Source organism: Nocardiopsis sp. iso_237, from assembly GCF_056173345.1.
The window spans coordinates 1,550,408-1,568,884 of record NZ_CM149669.1; the positions used below are offsets into that span (position 1 = coordinate 1,550,408).

Annotated in this window: 14 protein-coding genes and 1 tRNA gene; 11 read left to right on the plus strand and 4 right to left on the minus strand. The window is 68.8% G+C overall.

The annotated features are described in order from the left end of the window. Positions 1-523: 523 nt before the first annotated feature. The 8 genes from AC0VYM_RS07090 to AC0VYM_RS07125 all read left to right on the plus strand — a co-directional run bounded on the left by AC0VYM_RS07090 (position 524) and on the right by AC0VYM_RS07125 (position 9,685). Positions 524-1,441, plus strand: coding sequence for a radical SAM/SPASM domain-containing protein (locus AC0VYM_RS07090; RefSeq protein WP_475460330.1), 918 nt, complete (start codon positions 524-526; stop codon positions 1,439-1,441). 108 nt (positions 1,442-1,549) lie between these two features. Then, positions 1,550-2,524 (plus strand): radical SAM protein, encoded by a 975-nt coding sequence (locus tag AC0VYM_RS07095; protein ID WP_475460332.1) that lies wholly within the window; start codon positions 1,550-1,552, stop codon positions 2,522-2,524. Next, positions 2,521-3,306: a creatininase family protein gene (locus AC0VYM_RS07100; RefSeq protein ID WP_475460334.1), complete on the plus strand. Its 786-nt coding sequence runs from the start codon at positions 2,521-2,523 to the stop codon at positions 3,304-3,306. The genes AC0VYM_RS07095 and AC0VYM_RS07100 overlap by 4 nt, the downstream gene beginning before the upstream one ends. Then, entirely contained in the window at positions 3,303-4,538 is a 1,236-nt protein-coding gene (locus AC0VYM_RS07105; RefSeq protein ID WP_475460336.1) for an arylsulfotransferase family protein, read from the plus strand. Before AC0VYM_RS07100 ends, AC0VYM_RS07105 begins: the two co-directional genes overlap by 4 nt. Beyond that, positions 4,535-5,464, plus strand: a complete 930-nt coding sequence (locus AC0VYM_RS07110; RefSeq protein ID WP_475460338.1) for a glycosyltransferase family 2 protein — start codon at positions 4,535-4,537, stop codon at positions 5,462-5,464. Before AC0VYM_RS07105 ends, AC0VYM_RS07110 begins: the two co-directional genes overlap by 4 nt. A gap of 11 nt (positions 5,465-5,475) precedes the next feature. Then, complete coding sequence (locus AC0VYM_RS07115; RefSeq protein ID WP_475460340.1) at positions 5,476-6,159, plus strand: class I SAM-dependent methyltransferase; 684 nt, start codon at positions 5,476-5,478, stop codon at positions 6,157-6,159. Positions 6,160-6,207: 48 nt separating this feature from the next. After that, a complete protein-coding gene (locus AC0VYM_RS07120) occupies positions 6,208-7,974 on the plus strand; it encodes an ABC transporter transmembrane domain-containing protein (protein WP_475460342.1) in 1,767 nt (588 codons plus the stop codon). Further along, positions 7,946-9,685 (plus strand): ABC transporter ATP-binding protein, encoded by a 1,740-nt coding sequence (locus AC0VYM_RS07125; RefSeq protein WP_475460344.1) that lies wholly within the window; start codon positions 7,946-7,948, stop codon positions 9,683-9,685. Before AC0VYM_RS07120 ends, AC0VYM_RS07125 begins: the two co-directional genes overlap by 29 nt. Here the strand turns inward: AC0VYM_RS07125 and AC0VYM_RS07130 are convergent. The 4 genes from AC0VYM_RS07130 to AC0VYM_RS07145 form a co-directional block, all read right to left on the minus strand. Continuing rightward, positions 9,636-10,754, minus strand: a complete 1,119-nt coding sequence (locus AC0VYM_RS07130) for a hypothetical protein (protein ID WP_475460346.1) — start codon at positions 10,752-10,754, stop codon at positions 9,636-9,638. The genes AC0VYM_RS07125 and AC0VYM_RS07130 overlap by 50 nt on opposite strands. After that, the gene (locus AC0VYM_RS07135) at positions 10,754-11,830 is read right to left on the minus strand and encodes a hypothetical protein (RefSeq protein WP_475460348.1); all 1,077 of its coding nucleotides are present in this window, start codon (positions 11,828-11,830) and stop codon (positions 10,754-10,756) included. Before AC0VYM_RS07135 ends, AC0VYM_RS07130 begins: the two co-directional genes overlap by 1 nt. Before the next feature lie 500 nt (positions 11,831-12,330). Then, a tRNA-Arg gene (locus AC0VYM_RS07140) sits at positions 12,331-12,406 on the minus strand. A 519-nt stretch (positions 12,407-12,925) separates the two neighbouring features. Then, positions 12,926-13,435, minus strand: coding sequence for a hypothetical protein (locus tag AC0VYM_RS07145; RefSeq protein WP_475460350.1), 510 nt, complete (start codon positions 13,433-13,435; stop codon positions 12,926-12,928). 317 nt (positions 13,436-13,752) lie between these two features. Between AC0VYM_RS07145 and AC0VYM_RS07150 the strand changes: the two genes are divergently transcribed. The 3 genes from AC0VYM_RS07150 (at position 13,753) to AC0VYM_RS07160 (ending at position 18,459) form a co-directional block, all read left to right on the plus strand. Then, the gene (locus tag AC0VYM_RS07150; protein ID WP_475462963.1) at positions 13,753-16,629 is read left to right on the plus strand and encodes a penicillin acylase family protein; all 2,877 of its coding nucleotides are present in this window, start codon (positions 13,753-13,755) and stop codon (positions 16,627-16,629) included. A gap of 162 nt (positions 16,630-16,791) precedes the next feature. Continuing rightward, positions 16,792-17,274, plus strand: coding sequence for an NfeD family protein (locus tag AC0VYM_RS07155; RefSeq protein WP_475460352.1), 483 nt, complete (start codon positions 16,792-16,794; stop codon positions 17,272-17,274). Between the two features lie 96 nt (positions 17,275-17,370). Beyond that, on the plus strand, positions 17,371-18,459 hold the full coding sequence (locus AC0VYM_RS07160) for an SPFH domain-containing protein (protein ID WP_475460353.1): 1,089 nt from the start codon (positions 17,371-17,373) through the stop codon (positions 18,457-18,459). Positions 18,460-18,477 lie beyond the last annotated feature (18 nt).

Here is an 18,477-nt window from a genome sequence, read left to right on the forward strand (position 1 = left end):
CCGCACACCATGGTCTGGTTCGACTGACCACATGTGGCCAGTGATTACACCTGGTCAACGATCAAAAAGGTTTTATTGATCTGCGGTTATCGTCACTGGGGCGTGATCGCAGGATCTTTGCGGGAGTGGGAAGTGTGGTGACATACCGGGGTGTGTTCCCTAGGATCCGTTGTGCCCATCTGGTCTATACCGGCCAAGACATGTTGTGGCGTTCGTTGAAACCGCTGCTAGGAGAACACCCATCCTTCCGCTACCTCCACTTCTCCAGACATCTCCCTACCTCACTACCGTGGAACCGGATTCCCCATCGCCGGTGCGCTATTTGACCGACACCTTCGGGCCCACCCGCCCGACCCAGGAACCGCCCCCGCCCGGCACCGCCTTCGGGGTCATAGGACTTGACCGGAACGTGGTCTGGCATCCGAGAACCCTGATGCGGGACCTGCTCTTGCACTGCGCCGCCGCAGCGGTTCCCTCGTCGGCAGCGTCCTCCCTTTTCGAGGTTGGTCTGGTGGAGGAAGCGGTGCGTCGGGACTGGCTCCAGACTCCAGAAGCCGTCTGCCGCGACTACCACCTGCGCAGCGGAGAAATCGAGGTCACCGCGCACTGCAACTGGGGCTGCGACTTCTGTCCGGTCTCCACCGACCCCAAACCACGGCAGACCATGCCCATGGACCTCTTCGAGGAGATCACCCAGAAGTTGATCGACCTGGGCACCGTTGAGTACGTCACCTTCCACTTCTTCAACGAACCCACCCTGGACAAACACTTCAACGAACGCCTGGAGGTCCTGGCCGGACACGGCCTGCCGCTTGCCCTCTACACCAATGCGAGCGGGCTCAACGAGAACAAGATCGAGGCGCTGCGACGCCACGGCGTGCTCCGGCACCTGATCGTGAACCTGCCCACGGCAGACGAGACCCGGTTCGCTGAGCTGACCCGTTCACGAACCCACTCCCGCACCATGGCCAATGTGGAGAGGGCTATCGACGCTGGCTTTCCCGTTCAGATCGTGGTGAACGGCATTGGAGAGGAGCGCGACCGAGACCTCCTCGACCTCCGGGAGCGCTACCAACCTCTCGGAGCCGAAGTAGTGCCCACCATGACCTGTGACCGGGCGGGGGATGTCGGAGGCGAGTACCGGCAGGACATCCAGGTCCGGGGTCGGCTCACCGGCTGCGGTTGGCCCCTGGCACACGGCAACTTCAGTGTTCGAGGCGATCTCTTCCTGTGCTGCAACGACTACTACCAGCGCGAGGTGTTCGGGAACATCCGGGACGGCTCCCTGGACGAGGTCATGCGCGGTGACACCGCGACCGCACTGCGTCGGAAGGTGTTCGGAGTGGCCGAGGCCGCCGCCGACTTCATCTGCCGCAGGTGCCACAACCAGACCTTGGATTTCACCGGCCGCGAGTTCCGGCCCATCGCGACCTTCGGCTAGGGCCCGAGCCCTGACGGTCACCTTCCGGGGCGTTCCGCACGCCTCGACCCCACCCACCGCCCCGGCCTCGGGCGGGTCCTGGATACCCCACCACTCTCAGGAGGACGTGTGCCCGAAACACCAGAACTGCCGCTCCGCGTCTGGTACGTCGCGGGTCAGCGCCTGTGCAACTTTGACTGCCCCTACTGCGTCTCCGTCGGGGACTGGTCCAAGAGCCGCCGGACCAACTGGAAGACCCCCCAGGACCTCGAAGACTTCAGGACCATCGTGCGCTGGATCGGCACCAGACCCCACGAGGTCTCCGTCCGGCTCGGCAGCCTGGGTGAACCCTTCGCATCCCCTGACTTCCTGGAAGAGGCGGGATGGCTCACCCTCAGGCCCAACGTCAGGTTCGTGGAACTGCTGTCCAACGCCTCCCTGCTGGCCCGACGGCTGCCCCGGATGGCGGACAGCGCCAACCTGGGCAAGCTCTCCCTCTGGCTCACCTACCACGACGGTGAGATCGACCTGGACCGCTTCTTCCATAACGCACGAGTGGCGCAGGAGGACTTCGGCTGCTTCACCGTGGTCAACGTCCTGCTCTTCCCCGACAACGGGGCCCTGGTGGAGCGTTTCGTCGAGCGGGCCCGCGACTACGGGATGCGCTACAACGTCGATCTGGGCTACGACCCCGAACTCCCCTCGGAGTCACCCGAGAACCCCGATCCCGAGCAGGCGGTCCCGGTCCTGGGCACGACTGACATCCTTCACCGGGTCGAGTGCCTGGGCGGCGACACCGACCTGACCAAGGTCGCCCTCAAGGCCCTTCGCGCACCCCGAGGGCTCCCGTGCAGTGCCGGACACGACCACGTCTTCATCGGGATCGACGGTCAGGTATACCCCTGCTCCCGCTACCACGTCCTGGAACACCAGCGCATCGGCAACATCCTGGATCCCGACTTCCGTCTGGAACGGCGCGAGAAGCGCTGGGCCCCGTGCGCCGCGGAGCACAGCTGCTGCAATAAGGAGGACTTCCTGAACCTCGAGCCAGCAAGAAGGCTGCGCCCCGAGAACGTGCCGAGCCTGGGGTGGACGGACGCATGAGCACCGGTAGCCACCCCCTCCACCTGGAGGCCATGACCTGGCAGGACCTGCGGGACCGGGCGGGTGCCTCCCTCGCCGTCCTGCCCGTAGGCGCGGTGGAGCCGCACGGGCTGCACCTGCCCCTGACCTCTGACACCCTCATCAGCGAGTACTTCGCCAGAGAACTCGCTGAGCGGGTCCGGGCCTACGTCCTTCCCTCCCTCGGGTACGGGGTGTCCACACCGCCCTTCCGCCTCGGCGGCCACTTCCCCGGAGTCTTCGCCCTGTCGGGGTCCACCTTCACCGCCCTGGTGGAGGATCTCCTCAGCGGTGTTCACGAACACGGCACCCGGGACGTCGTCGTGGTCAACTCCGCGATCGACAACACCTCCTTCCTGTACGAGGCGGCGCGACGGCACCACGAACGCCACCGGGACTCCCGGATCATGATCGTGAGCTGGTGGGACGTGGTCGGCGAGGAGTTCCGCGACTCCCTCGCCGAGGAGTCGGGAGTGGGCCGTCACGACGATCACCACGCGGCGATGGTCGAATCCAGCCTGGTCGCGCACATGGTCCCGGACCTGGTCCGTCTCGAACTGGCTGAGGGGACTCCCGAGCACGGGATCCGGCGGATCGCCTACCACATGCTGCCCCTGCCGCAGGGGTGCGGCACCGAGAACGGCGTTGTCTACAGGGCGGACCTGGCGAGCGCGGAGATCGGTGCCCGCGTGGCCGACCAGGTCACCCGGAACCTCGTCCTAGCCGTGCGCGAGGAGTTCGGCACGGGGGATGGTGAGCGGTGAACCGACACCTGCTCTTCTCCCCCTCCGCGACCTACCCGACGCCGGTCGCCTACCTGGTGGACCACAAAGGACAAGCGGTCCACTCCTGGAGCAGCGGCGAGGGACAACCCGACGCCGCCGACGACCCGCCCAGCTACCTGCGCGGGTGGAACCACGTCGAGATGGGACCCGACGGTAGCTTGTACGCACTGGTGCCTCTGCACGCCCTCCTGTGCCTGAACTCCGACGGCGACCTGGTCTGGAGCCGGGAACTCCCGGTCCACCACGACCTCGACATCGACGCCGGGGGCCGGGTGCACGTCCTCACTGAACGGCCCCGCAGGGTCGGGGACGGCAGCGGGGACGGCCCCCGTGTCGTCCTGGACAACACCGTCGCCGTCCTGACCCCGGAGGGGCGGGTCATCGAGGAGCACTCCCTCTACGACCTGCTCACCTCCGACCCGGAGCTGTGCCCCTTGGTCCAGGACCTGCACGAACGACGGTGGCGGATCTTCACCGACAGCGGGTGGGCCCCCTCCTGCGAGCGGGAGGCCGCCCTCGCCGAACAGGCTGAGTTCCTGGGAACGGTTCGGGACGCGCTGCGCTTCCTGCGAGATCTGCCCGGGTCGCCCGCCGACGTCCTGCACGCCAATACCGTCGAACTGCTCGGGGACCACCCCTCGGGGCTGTGGAGCGAGGGCGACGTCCTGCTGTCCTTCCGAGACCTCAACCTGGTCGTGGTCGCGGACCTGACCGCCCTGCGTGTCCGCTGGTGGTGGGGCCCGGGGACCCTCTCCGGGCAGCACCAGCCCTCCGTTCTCAGCGGTGGCACCGTGCTTCTGCTCGACAACGGCAGGTCACAGGGCTACTCACGAGTGCTGGAGTGCGACCCAGCCACAGGAGAGATCGTGTGGGGGTACACCGCGGACCCTCCCGAGGAGTTCTTTACCGAGGTCGCCGGCGGATGCGAGGCCTCGGGCACCGATCGGGTACTGGTCACCGATGCCCAGGCCGGACGCGCCTTCGAGGTCGACCGTGGCGGACACGTGCTTTGGGAGATGCGCGTGTCCTCACAGACCACCACCGCTCGACGCTCACGCGCCTCGGTCTACCGGATCTCCCTTCCCCCGGAGGAGGGGGTCCGGGCTCTGCTCGAAGGGATCGGGTCCCAGGCGCGGATCGCCCCAAGGCTCGGAGTCGCCCACGTCCGCACACCTTCGAGCACGACAGAGGCAGAGAGGACACAGCTGTGATCAGCGTCATCATCCCCACACGGAACCGCCCGGGGCCGCTGCAACGCTGTCTGCGCAGCCTGCGGCTCCAGGAGCTGCCCGGCGACGGGATCGAGGTGGTCGTTGTGAACGACGGGGGTGACTCCCTTCGCCAGGTTGTGGACGGGTGGAAGGGCGAGCTCACCATCAACCTGATCGAACCAGGGGAGCGGCGGGGGGTGTCGGCCGCACGCAACACCGCCCTCGAAGCCGCCCAGGGCGAGTACGTCGCCTTCCTGGACGACGACGATGTCTTCCTGCCCCGCCACCTGAGCCTCGCCCTGAGCGCCCTGTCAGAGACCGACGGGCCCGCCCTGGCTTACGGGGACGCCCTGGTCAGCGACATCTGGTTGGAAGCGGTGCCCCGGAACACCCGGAGGATGCCCCGGAAGGGAGGGGCCTTCGATCCCGGTTTCTTGATGGTTGCCAACCACCTGCACACCGGTTCCGTCGTCGCCACCAACTTCTCCGACCTGCCCGTCCGATTCGACGAGGAACTGGACCACTGCGAGGACTGGGACCTGTGGCTCTCCCTCAGCGAGGCGTTCCACGGCGGGTTCCTGAATCTGGGAGAGGTCACGTCGATCTACCACCAGGTGACCGCGTTCGAAGGCGCGGTGGCCAGCGCCTACCAGAGCACGCCCACCAAGTTCACCCTGGCCCGCAGGCACGTCTACCGGAAACGACCAACCTCCGACCAGCGCGTCCTGGCCTACCGGGAGTGGCTCACCCACTTCGACCAGCGCCTGGACGCCCTCATCGGCGCCGGGGTGAAGCCGCCCCGGCACATTTTCGACGGGGCCCTCGGGCTGATGGCCCCGGGCTTCGCGCGAGGCCTTCCCCCCTGTGAGGACTGGCTCGACGAGCTGTTCGACACCGCCCAATCCTCTCCGCCCCTTCTCCCGTGAGGCACAAGAGCATGAGTACCGCACCCTACGACGGGTACGCCGAAGCGTTCGCCTCAGCCGCTGAGGATAACGCCTACAACGCCTACTACGACCGCCCCACGGTCCTGTCGCTCCTGGGCGACGTGCGGGGTCTGGACATCCTCGACGCGGGTTGCGGCCCCGGTCTCTATGCCCGGGAGCTGGTGACGCGCGGGGCCCGGGTGATGGGCCTGGACCACAGCGGCGACATGGTGAGGGTGGCCCGCTCGCACCTGGGGGAGGACGCACAGGTCCGGCAGATGGACCTTGCACTGTCGCTGGACCTCCCCGATTCCTCCTTCGACGCCGCTCTGATAGCCCTGGTTGTCCACTACCTGCCTGACCGGGTGGCAGCCCTGCGGGAACTACGCCGGGTGCTCCGGCCCGACGGTTTCCTGGTGTTGTCGACCAGCCACCCCACGGCGGACTGGATACGCGACGGAGGGAGCTACTTCGAGGAGCGTCACGTCGACGACCAGTGGGACTGCGGTCTGCTCAGCCGGTTCTGGCGGCAACCGCTGGAGCGGTGGTTCGACGAGTTCCGCGCCGCCGGGTTTCTAGTGGACCGGCTGGTGGAGACCCGTCCCCAGGAGTCCATGCGCGAACGCCACCCCGACGAGTACGACCTGCTCAGCCGGGAACCGGGCTTCATCGCCTTTCGACTGGCCCGAGGGTAGCGCGTGGCACCGGCTTCCCCGGGCTCCCGTTGGGACCGCGTCGCCCTCTTGCCCCCTGACGACGGGGCCCGCCCCGGCCCCCTGCCTCCGGCCCGGATCCTGCTGTGGTTCTACGCCCGCCAGTGGCGTCCCCTGTTCCTGGGCGCCCTGGTGGGCACGGCCTGGATGGGGCTCTTCGCGCTGCTTCCGTACATCGTAGGGCGCGGCATCGACGAAGGCCTGGCGGCCGAGGGCGGGCCGGCCTCGCTGTGGGGCTGGGTTTCAGTACTCGCGTGCGTGGCCCTGTTGACCTGGCCGCTCACTTACCTTTCGACGACTTTGGTCACCAAGAACGAGCTGGGCCTGGCCTTCCGCGTGGTGCGCGTCGTCACTGACCACGTGACCAGGGAGGGGGCACTGATCACTCGCAGCCTGGACACCGGCGAGGTCGTCGCCAACACCAGTACCGACGCCCGGGTCATCGGTGACTCCAACGAAATCTTTACCCGAGCAACCGGCGGTCTGCTCGTGTTCGCCGCTGTCGCGGTACTGATGTACTTGCTCTCCCCCCTGCTCGGCGGCCTGGTGCTGGCCGGTCTATTGGCCCAACTCCTGTTGCTGGGGCCGCTGGTGACCTCCCTCCAGGCACGCATCCACGCCTACCGGATCCAGGAGGGGGCGCTGCGTACCTCGGCTGCCGACATTGTGTCCGGCCTGCGGGTGATGAAGGCGGTCGGCGGCGAAGACGCCTTCGCGGAGCGCTATCGAACCCGATCACGCCTACTGCGGGCGCTCGGCTTCCGCACTGCCCCTCCGTTGAGCTTAGTCAGCGGTCTGGAAACCCTCGTGCCCGGGCTGCTGCTGGTAGCGGTGGTCGGGGTGGCGGGCAACGCTGTGGTCCAGGGGGATCTCACCGTCGGGGAGTTCACCACGGCCTTCGGCTACGGAGCCTTCCTGTGGCTGCCGATGAGCGCTTTCAGCATGGTCGCGGGCAAGGTCGCCGGCGCCTACGCCGCCGCCCGCCGCATCCACGCCTTGCTCGCCGTACGGGCTGACCACGCCGAACGAGTTCTGCCTGTGCCCGACACCCGGATGGATCTCTTGGATCCCGAAACCGGTTTGTCGGTTCCTGCCGGGGCCCTGACCGCGGTCGTCTGCGCCGACGCCGCGACCGGGGCCGCACTGGTCAGCAGACTCGGCGGCAAGGTGGTCACCCGCACAGCGTGGGGCGGCACCGAACTCCACCGGATACCCGGCCCCGAACTACGCAGTCGCCTGCTGGTTGCCACACCGCAGGACGAACTGTTCGAAGGCACCCTGGCCGAGGTTGTAGACCCCCTGGGTCGAGGCGACGCGCACACGGTCTCCGCCGCGCTGGAGACCGCTTGCGCACGGGACGTGGTGGAAGCGGTCGGAGGGCTCCATGGGCTGATCGAGGCCCGGGGAGACAACATCTCGGGAGGACAACGCCAGCGGCTGCGCCTGGCCCGGGCGCTGGTGCACGACCCACCTGTTCTTGTCCTGAGCGACCCCACCTCGGCCCTCGATGCCACCACCGAACACTTCGTGGCCGAGCGGCTCCGGAAACACCGGCACGGGAGGACCACGGTCGTCCTGTCCCTGGCCCCGCCGTTGCTCGACCGCGCCGACCGCGTCGTGTTCCTGTTGGGCGGGCGGGTCCGGGCGAGCGGCACGCACCGTGCACTCCTGACCGAGGAGCCCGGGTACCGGGCCCTGGTCGACCGGACCCGCGCCCTCGGCGGGTCCGCCGCCGCGACCGACATCCCGACGCAGGAGAGGGACGGACTTGTCGAAGACGACGCTGCCCGTAGCTGACGCCCGGGCCACCTGGAGGGCGGCGCTCGACCTGGTCCGCCTGGAGAGACGCGCGGTGGGCACCTCGGTACTGCTCTACGCGCTGGCGACGGCCGCGTCCCTGGCTCCCGCGTGGATGGTCGGGAGGCTCGTCGACTCCTTGCCCGGAGCGGGCAGGGAGACCGTCATAGCGGTGGTGGCCATCCTGCTCGTGCTGCTGGCCGCCCAGACGGGACTGGTCGTGCTGTGCCGGATCATCGTGATCCGGCTCAGTGAGAGGGCCATGTGCCGTCTGCGAGATGGGTTCGTGCGCGACACGCTGCGGCTTCCACCCTCGCGGCTCTCAGGCGGCGACACTGGGGAGCTGATGACGCGCAGCACCGACGACGTGGCAGTGCTCAACAACGCACTGCGCAACGCGGCCCCGGAGGTCCTCCTCGCCTCGGTCACGGTGGTCGTGGTCGGCGCCGGTCTGGTGCTGACCAGTCCGTTGGTGTCCCTGGCATGCCTGGTGGCCGTGCCGTTGGTCGGTCTGCCTGCGCGGTGGGCCCTGCGCCGGGTACGTTCCCGTCAGCTCGCCGAACGGGCCGCCTACGGGGCGATCGCGGAGAGCCTGGCCTCGACCGTGCACGGTGCGCGCACCGTGGAGGCGTACGGGCTGGAGGAGGTTCGGGTGGGCCAGGCCGAGAAGACCTTGGCGGACACCCATACTGCGGCCATGCGGTCGCTGCGCCTGCGGCAGGTACTGTTCCCCGCCATCGACGGGGGCATGGCAGCGGTGCTGGCTTGCGTGCTCGCCGTGGGTGGTTTTCTGCACGCGGCCGGGTTGGTGAGCCTGGGTGAGGCGACCACCTGTCTGCTGCTCAGTCGCCAACTCTCCGAGCCCGTCGCGACCCTGGTGATCTGGTTGCAGCGGTTCATGGTGGGCGGGGCCTCGCTGTCCCGGGTGGTCGGCGTTGGAAGCGCTGTCGAGCCCGGTGTCGAATCCGCCCCGGAGGCCTCTCCGGGGGACCGCGCCGTGGAGCTGCGCGCGGTCAAGCACTCCTACGGCGGGGCCCCGGTACTGCGCGGGGTGGACCTCGTGGTGGCTCGTGGAGAGTTCCTGGCAGTGGTGGGACCCTCCGGTTCGGGTAAAACCACGCTGGGCCGCCTGCTGTGCGGAAGCGAGCAGGTCCAGGACGGTGAGGTCCTCGTGCACGGCACGCCCGTCACGGACCTGCCCCTGGCCGAACGCCGCCGTCGGGTGCTCATGGTCTCCCAAGAGCAGCACGTCTTCCACGCCACAGTCGCCGACAACCTCCGGATGGCCCGCCCCGAGGCCATCGACGAGCGTTTGCTGGAGGTCCTGGACCGAACCGGGGCCCTGGACTGGGTGCTCTCCCTGGAACAGGGAGTCGACACCGTGGTCGGGGGTCGCGACCGATCGGTCACCCCAGCGGTGGCGCAGCGGTTGGCGCTGGCCCGTGCTCTACTGGCCGCACCGGAGGTGCTCGTTCTGGACGAAGCGACCTCGTTCCTGGACCCGGCGGCCGCGCGGCGGCTGGAGGACGCGGTCTTGCGCGCTCTGCCCGGCCGGACCGTCATCGCCGTCGCCCACCAGCTGCACACTGCCCACCGAGCGGACAAGGTGGTGGTGCTCCGTGACGGCTTGGTCACCGAGACGGGGCACCACCGTGAACTGGTCAGGGGAGGAGGGGTGTACCAACGCCTGTGGGAGGACCACTCGGTGTGACCGCCGCCTCGGACCCGAAGGCTAGACCGGCGACGGCCAGGGAGACCAGTGCGTCCAACAGGAGCGGGTCCTGGGCCACGGCCGGGGCGACGGTGCGCAGGCCGCCAGGGCCCAGGGTGGTCAGAGCCCGGGCCACGGCCAGGGGCGGGGCCTCCTCACGGCCGGTCAGGGGGGAGAACACAGCTAGGGCCACCGCCACGGTCCACAGCTCGTGTACCAGGCCGTAGCCCAGGGCCCCCTCTAGGACATGCCCCTCCTCACCTTCCAACCAGTAATCCAGCCCGCTGACCAGCTCGGAGTGGGCAATTCCCGCCTGCTCCAACTCAGCGCGGACCAGGGACACGTGGCCGTCGTGGCGTCGGGCCCCAGTGTCCCAGCGGACCATCGCCGCGCGGGCACGGCGCCAACTCACACACGGCACCAGGGCTGGGGCCGCCAGTATCTCTCCGCCGACCTCCTCCCCGGGACGCGCGAACAGGGCCGAGCGCCGGGCACCCATGGCGTGGTCGTTGCCCACGAGGCTGCCGTTCCCGTCGTGTTGCACCAGGTTGGGCACTGTGACGAAGGCGCTCCGCCCGTCTTCCTCCAGGAACCGGGCGATCACCTCGTCGTCGGGTTCCCCGGGATCGTGCCGGTCGAGGGCCTCGACGAGCGTGATCGCCGTCGCTGTGGGAAGCGACAGGCCGACGGTCGGGACGTATGAGTCGACGCACTCGGCCAGACCGAACCCGCCCAGTGCGGCCCACCGCGCCATGGAGGCTGTGGCCGATCCCCATTCACAGAATAGGGACACCGGCAGTTCGGGGTGGGCGGTCAGGACCTTCTCCAGGGTGGTGGCCATCCCCGGAACCGGAGTCGCATCGTCTTGGAGCACCAGGTGGTGGGTGCTGCCGGGGGGCACAGCGGACCATGCCGCACGCGCGGCGCGCAGGGTCGCGGGAGGACCGTCCGGTTCGGGGTCGAAGACGACCCGGGGCGCCAGCTCCGTGAGCGAGGCAGCCAGCGCCTGCGCGGCCTTCTCACGACTTGGGTGGGCCATCACCACACAGGACAGTCGGATGTCGGACATCAGAGCCCTCCCTCGGGCACGTTAAGACCGGCGCCCAGTTCGAGTGCGGCCAGGGTCATCTCGACCAGTTCCTCCTCGAAGGGCTCCAGGGAGGGGATGTCCACGAAGGTGCGCAGCGCCCCGGGGACGTGGGTGTACAGGGCGCGCCGCACGAGGGACTTACCGATGCGTTTCCGGAGGGAGCCGACGCTGCCCGGGTGGGCGTGTTCCTGCACCGCGCCCAGGACGACCGCCGTGTTCCATGCCCCCAGGAGCAGGTCGGGGTCGACGGAATCGGCCAGGGCGGCAAGGCCGGAAGTGGCCTCCAAAGCCCGGCGCGCACTGTCCTCGCCCAGGCCCCAGTCGGCCAGGACCCGCTCGGTGGGCCGGTGGGAGGAGGGCGTGTCGTCGGCGGTGTCGATGACGACCGCGTTCCCGGTGTTCCAGGCGTAGAAGGGCAGGAGCCGGGGCAGGTCGAGCACGGAGGCGTCGAAGGGGACTTCGGAGTCGGCGGTGAAGCAGACCGAGCGCCGCACTCCCTGGTCGGTGTTGCCGGTCAGGCTCGGCAGGTCGCCGTGTTCGGCCAGGTTAGGGACCATCGCCAGGGTGCGGACACCGCGTTCGCGCAGCAGATGCAGGACGGCCCGGTCGTCGGGCTCCCCGTCGTCGGCTCCGGCATCGCTGCCTCGGCCCATCCGCTCGGCGATTTCGGCGGTCAGGGCGCTGGGCATCGCCAGGGCCAGCGAGGGCATGTAGGGGTTGATCACCGGTACCGCGCTGATGCCGGAGAAGACCGCCATACGTGCGAGAACGGCGGTGCGCGAACCCCATTCGACGAAAAAGGACAGGGCTGCGTCCGGGTGGAGTCGGCAGCACTTCAGGACGGAGGCCGAAAGGTCTTTGGCCAGGAGGGTGTCGTCCTGGAGGAGGAGGTGGTGGGTGCTGCGGTCTGGGGTGGCGCGGGAGAGCGCGGCGGCCGCTGTCCTGAGCGAACTCGGCGGTGCGTCGGGGCGGGGATCGAAGACGGCCTCGGCGCCGGGTAGGGAAAGTTCGGTCAGCACGCGTTCGGCCTCAGAGCTCCTGGACGGGTGCGCCATGACCGTCGCGGTGAGCGAAAAAGAGGGTTCGTTTGGGCCGGGGGGCGGGGATTTCTGCTCGAAGTCCATTACCTGACTTTATTGGGAGGGCATCCCGAATCACCACCTTCGGTGGGATGACGGAACACCGATCCCCTCGAAACGGTTGTCAGGGCCTACAGCGCACTCGGCACGAAACATGCAGTGGTGGGCTGCCGGACCGATGGACGTCGTGCCCCGCTACTGGGTCCGGGTCTTGGGGCGATGGTGGGCGGACGTGCGGTCGGCGGGCGGGCTCTGAGACAGGGCGCCGGGCGATCGGGGCAGGCAGGTCCCAAGAGGGACATTGAGTGGACGGTCATGGGCCGCCAAGACCAGAGGTTGGGCAAAGTGCTCCGGGAGGTGGACCCCCACCTGCACTCACCTTGTACTGGGGAGCACACCAGGAGCACACAAGCCCCGGAAACGCGACGAGGACCTCCTCGGAGGTCCTCGTGTACCCCGTCTGACCTGGGGGTTTGTGGTGCACCCAGCAGGATTCGAACCTGCGACCGTCGGATTAGAAGTCCGATGCTCTATCCACTGAGCTATGGGTGCTCGGTTAAATTGTGGCGCTTGGTCGCGCTGTGTGGCCGGGCTGTGACCTGGTGGATCTGGTGGGTGCCCTCGGGGAGACATCCTAGGGCATTCGTCGGATGTCGCCCAAGGGAGGGCAAAGTCTGACCAACTACGGTGATTCGTAGTTGCGTCTCGTTACCACGTGTGTTCCACCAAACCGGTCGCTATGGGCCTCGCGCACCACGTTACCGGTGATTAACCCCTGGTGCGCTGCTGTGCGGCGGGCGTTTCGTGAACTCCAGGGTTGTCAGCCCCCGTGGGGAGACCCCGTTCAGAAGATCCACCACTGGCCGAGCAGGATCGCGAGCGACGCCACCGTGAACAGCATGCGCTCCCTTCCAGGAAAGACTCTAGGCTGCTCTACGTGTATGAGCGAATACAATGCGTGGCAAACATGGGTTTGCCGGGGTTTGGCGACGTGTTGGCCGGCGGAGGGTGCTCGAACGCCGGTCGGCTTGGAATCCAGGATCGGCCAGCGTGGTGGCCGATCCTGGTGGGTCAGGCCGCGAGGCCGCGCGCGTAGTTGACCTGCTGGTTGACGTGCTGCACGTAGGACCGGTTGCTCACCATGATCTGCGTGGAGTGGTACTGGCCGGCGCCCTGCACGGTGACCTGGACGTGTCCGGTCGTCCTGTCCTCCTTGACGAGGAGGATCAGCAGGCCGAGGAGGCAGGTCCACCAGAAGATGAGGATCGCGACGATGATCGCCCACACGGGGGTGCTGCGCTCGGTGCGGCTCATGTCGCTGACGGTCCACACCGTCCCCCTGATGGGGAACCGGCCGGACGGGGTGATCACGGTGTTCTGCGTGATCGCGATGTCCCCGATGGTGTCGAGGGTGGGTTCGTGCGGCATGCCGCCGTCGAAGGGCTGGTATCCGCCCGTGGGGGCGCCGTAGGGCTCCAGTTGGCCACCGGTGTGCGGTTCGGGGGGCAGGCCCCACCCTGGGGTGCCGCCGCTGGGCTGTTGCCAGGGCTCACCCTGATGGGGGTCGGGGTACTGGTTCATGGGGCGATTGTGTCAAAGGACGTGGCCGTGCCCGGTGCCTGCCCGAGTGACCGGCGGGTTGTGGCCGGATGTGGCCAGTGTCCACGGTGCGTGTCGGTGGCGGTGCAGGCTGCTCATACGGGTTTCCGCAGGTGTGGCCTGGGTCACTGCAAACCAGGGTTTTCGGGTACCGAGGCCCAGCTTCTGTGGAAGAACGTGAAAGTCTTTCGCACTTTGCGTACCTCTACGTACCATGCGGCTGATCCATCGCCCGCACCCCCAGGTGGTGACCCCACATGCCCCCGTACCTCCGACCCGCACCGCCCCGACGGCTCCGCATGGGAGCCGCGGGAGCGGCCCTCGCGATCTCCGCCTCGTTGGTCGCCGCCCTTCCCGCCACCCCCGCCCTGGCAGCACCGGAGGACTACTGCGCCCCCGGGGCCTGCCTCGACATCCTCCCGCCGGGCCAGAACGGCAGCGCCACACTGGTGGAGATCCTCGGCCACCAGGTCTTCGGCACCCGGCCCAAGCACTCGTCGAGCCAGCTCGACATGTACGACAACCTCGTCCACCACTACGACGGGCTCACGGACGAGAGCCTCGACGACTTCTTCATCGACGCCAGCTTCGGTGTCGACGAGGGCGACGTCGACCGCCGTTACCAGCCGCGCGACGACGTCACCATCACCCGGGACCGCCAGCACGGCATCCCGCACGTCCAGGGCACCACCCGCGAGGGCACCATGTTCGGTGCCGGATACGCGGCCGGTGAGGACCGACTGTTCCTCATGGACGTCCTGCGCCGGGTCGGCCGGGGTGAACTCACCTCCTTCGCCGGCGGCGCCGAGGGCAACCGGGGCCTCGAACAGGACCTCTGGGGCACCGCGCCCTACACGGAGGAGGACAAGCAGGCCCAGATCGACCGGGTCGCGGACAGCGGTGAACGCGGCGCCCAGGCACTGGCGGACGTCGACGCCTATCTGGAGGGCGTCAACGCCTACATCGACGAGGCGGACAGCGGCCGGTTCTTCCCCGGCGAGTACGTCCTCACGGGCCACAAGGACGCCATCACCAACGGCGGGGAGATCGAGCCCTTCACCCCCACGGACGTCGTGGGCATCGCCGCGATGGTCGGCGGGATCTTCGGCGGGGGCGGTGGCGGCGAGGTCCAGGCCGCGGTCGTGCTGGCCAACTTCCAGGACCGCTACGGTGCCGAGGAGGGCCTGGAACTCTGGCACGCCTGGCGCATGGAGAACGACCCCGAGGCCGTGGTCAGCGTCGACGGCGAGTTCCCCTACGCCCAGACCCCGGACGACCCGGTGGGCGAGGTCGTTCCGGACGACGGCTCCGTCGAGCCCTACAGCATCGTCCACGACGAGTACGGGTCCGCGGCCGCCACGGCGCAGCGGGCCGAGGCCGAACAGGACGAGGCGCCCGGAGCGGACGCCCCGACCGTGGAGGAGCTCTCCGACGAGCAGCAGGCCGAGCTGGAGCAGATGGTCGAGGAGGGCGACCTGTCCGCCGCCGAGGGCATCTTCGACGACGGCGTCCTGCCCGAGGGCTTCCTCGACCCGCGCGGCATGTCCAACGCCCTGCTGGTCTCCGGTCAGCACACCGACAGCGGCAACCCCGTCGCGGTGATGGGCCCGCAGACCGGCTACTTCTCACCGCAGCTGCTGATGCTCCAGGAACTCCAGGGGCCCGGCATCAGCGCCCGGGGCGCCTCCTTCGCGGGCGTGAGCTTCTACGTCCAGATGGGCCGCGGCGCCGACTACGCCTGGAGCGCCACCTCGGCGGGCCAGGACATCACCGACACCTTCGCGGTGGAGCTGTGCGAGACCGACGGTTCCGACCCGTCGACCTCCTCGCGCGCCTACGTGGACTCCTCGGGCGGGTGCACGGAGTTCGAGGAGCTGAGCGTCAGCAACGACTGGACGCCCACCATCGCGGACGGGACCCCGGCCGGGGGCTACACCCTGACCTCCCTGCGGTCCGAGTTCGGCCTGGTGAGGTCGTTCGCCACCGTGGACGGGGCGCCGGTGGCCTTCACCGAGCTGCGGTCCACCTACATGCGCGAGGTGGACTCCATCCTCGGCTTCCAGCGGTTCAACGACCCCGAACAGGTCACCTCCGCCGAGACCTTCACCCGGGCGGCCGAGGACATCGGGTACGCGTTCAACTGGCACTACGTGGACGACACGGACATCGCCTTCATCAACTCCGGTTCCAACCCGGTCCGGCTCGCGGGCACCAACCCGACCCTGCCGATCGACGCCTACTCCGGCTCCGGCTGGTCCGGCTGGGACCCGGCCACGAACGAGGCCGAGTACCACCCGCAGTCCGACCACCCGCAGGAGATCAACCCGGACTACATCGTCAACTGGAACAACAAGCCCGCGCAGGGGTACACCTCGGGCTGGTCCACGGGGTCGGTGCACCGCAACGACCTGCTGGACGCCAGGGTGTCCGGGCTGATCGGGGACGGGCACCGGTTCACGCCCGCCTCGCTCACCGCGACGATGATGGAGGCCGGGGTCGCGGACCTGCGCGCCGAACAGGTCCTCCCGCTGCTCCTGGAGGTCATCGACACCGAGGCCGTGGACGACCCGGAGCTGGCGGAGACGGTCGCGTCGCTGCGGGCCTGGACCGAGTCCGGTTCCCTGCGGCGCGAACCCCAGCGCGACGCCGGGTACTACGACCACGCGGACGCCATCCGCGTGCTGGACGCCTGGTGGCCGCTGCTGGTCCGGGCGCAGTTCGAGCCCGGTCTGGGCGAGGACCTGTACACGCAGCTGACCCGGGCCGCCCAACCCGACGAGTCTCCCTCCGGGGCGATTGGCGGCGGGACTCCCGGCAGCGTCAACCAGAGCCAGGCCCACCGGGGCTCGGCGTTCCAGTACGGCTGGTGGTCCTACGTGCACAAGGACCTGCGCTCGGTCCTGGGCCAGGAGGTGGACGGCACCCTCGGAGACCAGGTCTACTGCGGTGAGGGCGACGTCGACTCCTGTCGCACGGTACTGCTGGACAGCCTCGCGGAGGCCGCCGCCACCCCGGCGGGCGACGTCTACCCCGGGGACGGCCACTGCTCGGCCGGTGACCAGCTCTGCGCGGACACCGTGATCCACCAGGCGGTGGGCGGCATCAACATGTGGCCGATCGCCTGGCAGAACAGGCCCACCTACCAGCTCGTCTACCAGTTCTCCGGCGGCAGGTGACCGGGTACCGCCCCCGGCGGTGACGGACGCGGCCCGCGACCCCCGGCGACGGGGGAGTCGCGGGCCGCGATCGTGCATCCGTCAAGGGGATCTTGTGGTGTGACGGGTTTGTGTGGGTAGCTTAAGGACTACCCGAAACCACAGCGGGAGGGCCACGGGAACATGCCTGCATGGCTGATCTGGATCATTCTCGCGGCCGGACTCGGGGTCGCCGAGTTCCTCACCCTGACCTTCGTGCTGGGACTCCTGGCGGCCGCCGCGCTCGTCGCCGGGATCCTCGGCGCCATCGGCCTTCCGGTGGTCGTGCAGATCATCGGTTTCGCCGCCGCGTCCGCCGCCGGGCTGATCCTGGTCAAACCGATCATGGACCGCCAGCTCAGGCGCGGCCCGGACGTCCGCTCGGGCACGGCCGCGCTGGTGGGCCGCTCCGGCGTCGTGCTCCAGGAGGTGGACGCCGACAGCGGGAGGGTCAAGCTCCAAGGAGAGGAGTGGTCGGCACGCAGTCTGGACGAGGACCTGGTGATCCCGGTGGGGGCGCACGTCGACGTCATGGAGATCGACGGCGCGACCGCCGTCGTCTACCCGCGTGAGGCCCTGCCGGGCCTCCCCGAACTGCCCGAACGGAACCGTCCCGACCAGGACTGACCGGAGTGGGCGCGGTTGACCCCGCCGAGCCGCGCGAGCTCCCGAACCGAACACGGAACCAAGACCACAGCCACATCCCCGGACGAGGTGCGGAACATGGAATCTGCGATACCGCTCATCATCCTCGCCGTCCTGCTGGTAGCCGTCGCCCTGTCGGCGATCCGGATCGTCCCGCAGGCACGCGCCTACAACATCGAGCGCTTCGGGCGCTTCATCCGCACCCTCGACCCGGGACTGAACTTCATCATCCCGGGAGTGGACCGGGTGAACACCAAGTTCGACCTGCGTGAACAGGTCTTCACCTCGCGTCCCCAGCCGGTCATCACCGAGGACAACCTCGTCGTCAACATAGACACCGTCCTCTACTACCAGGTGACCCAGCCCAAGGCCGCCGCCTACGAGGTGGCCAACTACATCCAGGCCATAGACCAGCTCACCGTCACCACGCTGCGCAACGTCATCGGCTCCATGGACCTGGAGAAGACGCTCACCTCGCGCGAGGAGATCAACACCCGGCTGCGCGGGGTCCTGGACGAGACCACCGGCAAGTGGGGCATCCGCATCAACCGGGTCGAGATCAAGGCAATCGACCCGCCGCCCACCATCAAGGAGGCGATGGAGAAGCAGATGCGGGCCGACCGCGACAAGCGGGCGGCGATCCTGCACGCCGAGGGTGAGCGGCAGGCCCGCATCCTCAAGGCGGAGGGAGCGCGTCAGCAGGCCATCCTGGAGGCCCAGGGTGACCAGCAGGCGGCCATCCTGCGGGCCGACGGCGAGGCCAAGGCGATCGAACGCGTCTTCCAGGCCGTGCACACCAACAACGCCGACGCCAAGGTGCTCGCCTACAAGTACCTGGAGACCCTGCCGAGCCTGGCCGAGGGCGAGGGCAACACCTTCTGGGTGATCCCGGGCGAGCTGACCGAAGCGGTGAAGAACGTGAGCCACGCCTTCGCCGGGGACGCCGCCATGACCGCGCCCTCCACCACGAAGGAACAGGCCCAGGAGGGAGAGTCGGGCGGACCGGCGCAGATCACCGGCCCGGACCCGGCCCAGGCCTCCGCCTCCGCGCAGGCGGCGCAGGAGGCCGCGGAGGCCGCTGAGCAGGCCGTGGCCGACGCGCGCGACGACGTGCGCAAGGCCGGTGCGCGGATGGGAACGCCTCCGGAGCCGCGCGAACAGGAGTGAGTGGCCGGACGACGGCGG